Annotated in this window: 6 protein-coding genes; 3 read left to right on the forward strand and 3 right to left on the reverse strand. The window is 35.9% G+C overall.

From position 1 onward, the window contains the following. The first annotated feature begins 124 nt into the window (after positions 1–124). Positions 125–610: an SMI1/KNR4 family protein gene (locus tag H4J50_RS18230; protein ID WP_310733285.1), complete on the forward strand. Its 486-nt coding sequence runs from the start codon at positions 125–127 to the stop codon at positions 608–610. Between the two features lie 208 nt (positions 611–818). On the opposite strand, the gene H4J50_RS18235 is transcribed toward H4J50_RS18230, so the two are convergent. Next, complete coding sequence (locus H4J50_RS18235) at positions 819–1,508, reverse strand: type 1 glutamine amidotransferase domain-containing protein (protein WP_108456151.1); 690 nt, start codon at positions 1,506–1,508, stop codon at positions 819–821. 230 nt (positions 1,509–1,738) lie between these two features. Here H4J50_RS18235 and H4J50_RS18240 point away from each other — a divergent pair, with 230 nt between their 5' ends. Together H4J50_RS18240 and H4J50_RS18245 are read left to right on the forward strand one after the other, a co-directional pair. After that, complete coding sequence (locus H4J50_RS18240; RefSeq protein WP_182257596.1) at positions 1,739–2,665, forward strand: LysR family transcriptional regulator; 927 nt, start codon at positions 1,739–1,741, stop codon at positions 2,663–2,665. A 26-nt stretch (positions 2,666–2,691) separates the two neighbouring features. Beyond that, on the forward strand, positions 2,692–3,540 hold the full coding sequence (locus tag H4J50_RS18245; protein ID WP_182257597.1) for a DUF6279 family lipoprotein: 849 nt from the start codon (positions 2,692–2,694) through the stop codon (positions 3,538–3,540). Positions 3,541–3,757: 217 nt separating this feature from the next. On the opposite strand, the gene pyk is transcribed toward H4J50_RS18245, so the two are convergent. Both pyk and H4J50_RS18255 read right to left on the reverse strand, forming a co-directional pair. Then, positions 3,758–5,212: a pyruvate kinase gene (gene pyk / locus H4J50_RS18250; protein WP_182257598.1), complete on the reverse strand. Its 1,455-nt coding sequence runs from the start codon at positions 5,210–5,212 to the stop codon at positions 3,758–3,760. A gap of 67 nt (positions 5,213–5,279) precedes the next feature. After that, positions 5,280–6,128, reverse strand: coding sequence for a MurR/RpiR family transcriptional regulator (locus H4J50_RS18255; protein WP_108456148.1), 849 nt, complete (start codon positions 6,126–6,128; stop codon positions 5,280–5,282). Positions 6,129–6,319: the final 191 nt, after the last annotated feature.

Genomic DNA, 6,319 nt, shown 5'->3' on the forward strand with positions numbered 1-6,319 from the left:
CCATTATTGGTTGATTTATTTGAGCATGTTTCAAAAGATAATTAATTAAACTCGTTTAAAAATGTAAAAATGTAAAAATGTAAAAATGTAATTTTAGAGAGCCTTAAGCTCGGAGTGTTTATAAGTGCGAAGTACCGATGATTTAGTCAATAGTTCTGAAGATAACTTTATAGATAGTTTTGTAGAAGAATTTTGCAAAAACCAAACGTTGACCCCTATATCAATTGCAGATATTGCTGAGCTTGAAGCTCGTTTGATTGTTACGTTACCTAACTCATATAAATATTTGTTATCTAATTATGGCTTGCTTCATACACCCAATGTTATGACAAAAACCTGTGATTTATCAGTAGAATTAACTCAGGTTCAAGACTTCCTAAGTCTGGAAGACGTATATTCTTTATCTAAATTGTATGAAATGAGCGGGATGCCAAAAGGTCATATTTTGTTTGCTTCTGATTGTAAGGGCAATATGTTTTGTTTCAAACATGAAGATTGTGAAAAAATTGGCAGTGATATTCCAGTATGGTTTTACAATCAAAATAATCAAACCATTGAAAAAACGGCGGATACATTTAATCTGTGGTTACGGGAATTTAGCGTCTGCTAAGTTAACCCATACCTTTTATTTAAAGAAATAAAAAACGCCAGTAGTTTTACTACTGGCGTTTGTATTTTAGCGTATTAAACTTTTAACATTATTAATTTACGTTATGCAAAGTCATTATCTTAATGTTGAATTATTCGAAAATTAAAATAAATTAATACTTTTTACTAGCTCGGCTATGTTAAGTCGTAACCGAGCTATAAATTCATAATTAGCTTAGTTTTTTAATTAAACGTTCGGCAGCTTCACTTGAACTTGCTGGATTTTGACCACTAATAATACCGCTGTCTTCAACAACGAATGATACCCAGTCGTCACCTTTTTGGTAATCTGCACCTTGCTTAATTAACTCATCTTCCAGCAAAAATGGCACTATGTCGGTTAACTGCACGGCTTCTTCTTCGCTATTAGTAAAACCAGCAACTTTTTTACCCTTAACAATAGGGTTACCATCTTTGTCTTTAACATTAAGTAATACAGACGTTGAATGACAAACTACCGCTACAGGCTTATTTTGTTCGATAAATGCTGAGATCAAATCAATTGAGTTTTGATCATTAGTTAAATCCCACATTGGACCATGACCACCAGGATAGAAAACAGCGGCATAATCATTTGCATCAACTAAGTTTAACTTGATGGTTGTCGCTAGTATGGCTTGATTGGTGGTGTCATTTTCAAAGCGACGTGTTGCATCTGTTTGAAAATCAGCTTCTGCACTTTTTGGATCTAATGGCGGTTGTCCACCTAAAGGTGAGGCTAAAGTTACATTATATCCAGCATCAATTAATTGGTAGTATGGCGAAGCAAACTCTTCTAGCCAAAACCCTGTTTTCTCTCCAGTATCGCCTAATTGATCATGTGAGGTAAGAACCATTAATACTTTTTTATTTGTAGTCATTTTATCTTCTCTACGCGTTAAATGCGTGTTAATTGTTGGAGTAGAAGTTGATTAAGTACTTTATTATTAGTAACTAATCGACGTTTTAAATCATGTTCTTCATGCTATGAATAAATTATAGGCTTAATTATTTTTAATACAATGCAGAGTTTATTGATAACTTTGTTTTAATTATTGATACAATAGGTGTCATTAGTTTTATTGGCTACATGATTAATACGGATGATTTAATGGATATATCTTTTGAACAACTGAAAAGCATGGTGGTATTTTCACATATTGTAGAACAAGGTAGTTTTAGTGCAGCAGCAAAACATATTGGGCTTTCTCGAGCCGTGGTTAGCTATCATATTAAAAAATTGGAGCAACAGCTTGGCGTTGTACTATTAAATAGGTCAACACGCTCTATTGCGCTTACACAAGCAGGTAGTGATTATTACCAACGATGTCGTATCATTGCCCAACAGGCCAGTGCAGCCAACCAACAAATAGAAAATGTAAAAAATGAACCTGAAGGTTTACTCAAAATTACCTGTCCGGTGAGTGTCGGTTTGCATACTATTGTTCCTGCGCTAAATAAATTTAGAGATCTTTATCCAAAAATTGAGCTAAATGTCATGTTAACCGATGAAGTGGTAAATATTCTTAAAGAAGGTATAGATTTAGCCATAAGAGGCGCACCTTTGTCTGACTCTGGTTTACAAGCACGCAAGCTTGCCGTGTTATCTACTTGCATTTGTGGCTCACCAGAATATTTTAAAAAACATGGACGTGTAAACAAACCCAGCGAATTAAACCAACATAACTGGGTCGTTTATAAGCTTGCCAGTCAAAAATTAACGCTTGAAAAGTCAGGTCGAACCTATACAGTTGATATTAAAGGCACAATAACGACCAATAATGCTAGTGCAAGAACAGCCTTTGTTGAAGGTGGTCATGGCTTGGGACGAATTCCTGTTTATGATGCTTGGCCTAAAATCAAAGCAGGGCAATTAGAAACTGTTTTAAATGATTATCAACTCAACGCTATTGATGTTTACGGTGTATTTCCACCCGGAGCGGCAACGTCAAAAAAACTGCGTTTGTTAATTGATTTTCTTCAACAGTTTTTTGAACAACAACAATTAAGTTTGATGACTAACTTTAATTCTGCGTAGTGTTGAACTTGAAAAGGTTACTTTAGATGTTAAAAATAAAATCAACGCTAATGTGGGTATTGTTAGCTGTACTTGTTTCAGGTTGCAGTTTTAGGTTTGTATATAACCATTTAGACTGGTGGACAAACTGGTATTTGGATGATTATGTCACCCTGACAGATCAGCAACAGCAACTGTTTGATAATGAATTTGAACAATTACATCTTTGGCATCGCACTTCACAGTTACCTGTATATGTGCAGCAGCTTAAAAGTATTAAAGCCGACATAAACGGTGATATAAACGCACAGCGTGTTAAAGATAACCTGGCGCAACTGATACAACATTGGCAAAATTTTTTAATGGCGGCAGAGCCAAAATTGCAGCCTTTAGCTTTTAGTTTATCAAACAGTCAAAAACAGCAACTAATCACGGCATTACAAGAAAATAATCAAGATAATATTGATGACTTTGAAAACCTGAATGAGCAAGAATGGCTAGAAGAGCGTAGTGATGAACAAAAGGATCAACTTAAGTCATGGTTTGGTCGATTAACCGATGAACAAAAAGATCAAGTAACAAAACTGAGTGAAAAATATCAACGCTCTTTTACGCCCCGTATGGCTTATCGTCAACAATGGACTAACGAGTTTGCTCAACTGCTAAATGGTGATTTACCCGATCATCAATTTAAGTTTGAATTTTACCGTTTATTTGTCAATGGACGTAGTTTAAGAGATGAGCAACTTAATACTATTTCTGATAATAACAGTGAAGTTTTTGCTAATATTTTTCTTTATATGGTCACAACAGCAAATGATAAACAACGTAAACGTATTAATAAAAAACTCGATAAAGTTATCGGTGATTTAGAGTACTTAATTAGTAACGATTAGTGGCTGTTAGGACATATAAATAGGCCATTAGTTTATCAAGCTGATTTATGTAGACACAAGTATTAAACAATATTATGAAGGTTTAAGTGATCAGACAAAAAAGAGGTAGCATTTTAATGCTACCTCTTTTTTATTGATGCTAAGTACTATTACAAGTAATTGCCAATTAACTAAAACTGATATTTACTCAATAGCTTTCGTCATACGTTACAAAATATTAAGCAAAGTGCTTTTTAGTTAACGTAAGTACTTTTAACGTATTAGTTGCCCCAACAGTTTCCATTAAATCACCGTGGGTTAGAATAACTTTATCGCCTGCAACTAATTCTGAACCTTTTACTACTGCAGACATTACGTCTTGTGCCATTTTTTCAGCATTAATAGCACCAGTAGAGTCAAATGCTACCGGGTAAACACCACGATATATAGCCGTTTTAGTTAACGTTTTAGGGTGACGTGACAATGAGTAAATTGGTAAGCCTGAAGAAATACGCGACATAATTTGTGTTGTATGACCAGACTCAGTTAAGGCAATTATTGCTTTAACACCGTCTAAGTGATTAGCGGCATACATCGCAGACAATGCAATAGTTTCTGATACTTCAGTAAAAGTAGTTTCAACACGATGCTTTGAAGTGGTTACTGAACTTTCTTTTTCAGCACCAATACAAACGCTCGCCATGGCTTTTACGGTTTCAATCGGATATTTACCGGCAGCTGTTTCAGCTGAAAGCATAACCGCATCTGTACCATCAAGCACAGCATTAGCGACATCCATAACTTCAGCACGCGTAGGCATTGGCTGTTCAATCATGGTTTCCATCATTTGTGTTGCTGTAATAACCACACGGTTTAATTGACGGCTACGAGCAATAATATGTTTTTGCTTACCAACTAATGCAGCATCACCAATCTCAACACCTAAATCACCACGGGCAACCATAACAACATCAGAGGCTAAAATAATACCGTCTAATACTTCGTTATCATTTACTGCTTCAGCACGTTCAATTTTAGATACCAAGCGAGCGTCACAGCCAGCTTCTTGTGCTAATAAACGCGCTTCACGCATATCTGCTGCATCACGAGGGAAAGACACCGCTAAGAAATCAACATTAATTTTTGCTGCTAATTTAATATCTTCTTTATCTTTAGCAGTAAGTGCAGGGGCGGTAAGACCACCACCTTGGCGGTTAATGCCTTTGTTATTTGATAATGGACCACCAACAGTAACTTCGGTAAATACTGATTGGCCTTTAGTTTCTAGTACACGTAATTGCACACGACCATCGTCAAGTAATAAAATATCACCAGGGATAACATCTTGTGGAAGTTTTTTGTAATCAATACCGACTTTTTCCTGACAACCTTCACCTTTAGCCATTGAAGCGTCTAATTCAAACTTATCTCCTATTGCTAATTTGATTGGACCATTCTTAAAGGTAGAAACACGAATTTTTGGACCTTGTAAGTCACCTAAAATACCAACATAAATACCAAGTTCTTTTGATAATTCACGAACCATATTAGCGCGGTCTATATGATCTTGAGGAATACCGTGAGAAAAGTTCAACCTAACAACGTTTACACCTGCAGCCAATACTTGTTTTAATATGTTTCTATCGTCAGTTGCCGGACCTAAAGTCGCGACAATTTTGGTTCTTCTAGGCATTGTAATCCTTAAATTTATATATTTTTTATGTGTTTTACAGCGTTTGGTTTTTACCTGTCGCTACTCATTAGTCTTTACGTTCGAAGCGTGAGCTACGCAGACTGTCCTTAACTTTTTTCAAATTATCTCTAAACTTTGTGCCACGACGTAGAGTGAATCCGGTCGCTAAGCAATCAATTAACGTCAGCTGTGCAATGCGCGATGCCATAGGCATGTAAAGATCGGTATCTTCGGCAACATCTACTGATAATACAAAATTACACTCTTTAGCTAATGGTGTGCCTGCCGTTGTTATACCTATTACCGTTGCATCGTTTTCACGGGCTAAACTGGCGACATCAACCAATGCTTTAGTTCTGCCGGTATGTGAGATCACAACAACAACATCACCTTGGCGACTATTTATAGCACTCATACGTTGCATTAATATGTCATCGAAATAAACAACAGGTACATTAAAGCGAAAAAACTTATTTTGTGCATCATGTGCAACGACAGCAGAAGCACCTAAACCAAAAAAGGAAATTTTATTTGCTTGTGTTAACAAATCTACTGAGCGGTTAATCGTTGAAGTGTCTAAGCTTTTACGCGCTAATTCTAGGTTAGCCATTGTTGATTCGAATATTTTTGAGGTATATTCATCAGCAGAGTCATTTTCGTCAACATGACGGTTAACATAAGGCGTACCATTAGCAAGACTTTGTGCTAAATGGAGTTTAAAGTCGGGATAACCTTTTGTGTCAAGGCGACGACAAAAGCGATTAACGGTTGGTTCACTTATATTAGCTTGCTTCGCCAAGGCGGCGATACTGGCATGTATAACAGTACCAGGTGATGATAATATAACTTCTGCCACTTTACGTTCAGATTTACTGAAAGTATCTAACTCATTGGCGATTTTTTCTAATATATTCATTACGTATTAGCCTTAGCGCGTTACTTAATTGGTACTATACTGTCCATATTAAGAATAACTGTAATTTGTTTTCTGTCTTTACAACAGAAAATATGAAAATTAATTTCATATTTCAGGGTAATATAAAACAAAAGTGGTGGTTTTTGCAAACCTTTAATAGTTCTTTGTTTGAAAATTGGCTTGCAGCCTTT

Origin of the sequence: Colwellia sp. 6M3, from assembly GCF_014077595.1 — a bacterium.
GTDB lineage: Bacteria > Pseudomonadota > Gammaproteobacteria > Enterobacterales > Alteromonadaceae > Cognaticolwellia.

Excerpts from the sequence above, each read along its gene's own strand:
- H4J50_RS18235 (WP_108456151.1), bottom strand. The coding sequence starts at position 1,508 with ATGACTACAAATAAAAAAGTATTAATGGTTCTTACCTCACATGATCAA.
- H4J50_RS18240 (WP_182257596.1), top strand. The coding sequence starts at position 1,739 with ATGGATATATCTTTTGAACAACTGAAAAGCATGGTGGTATTTTCACAT.
- H4J50_RS18245 (WP_182257597.1), top strand. The coding sequence starts at position 2,692 with ATGTTAAAAATAAAATCAACGCTAATGTGGGTATTGTTAGCTGTACTT.
- pyk (WP_182257598.1), bottom strand. The coding sequence starts at position 5,212 with ATGCCTAGAAGAACCAAAATTGTCGCGACTTTAGGTCCGGCAACTGAC.
- H4J50_RS18255 (WP_108456148.1), bottom strand. The coding sequence starts at position 6,128 with ATGAATATATTAGAAAAAATCGCCAATGAGTTAGATACTTTCAGTAAA.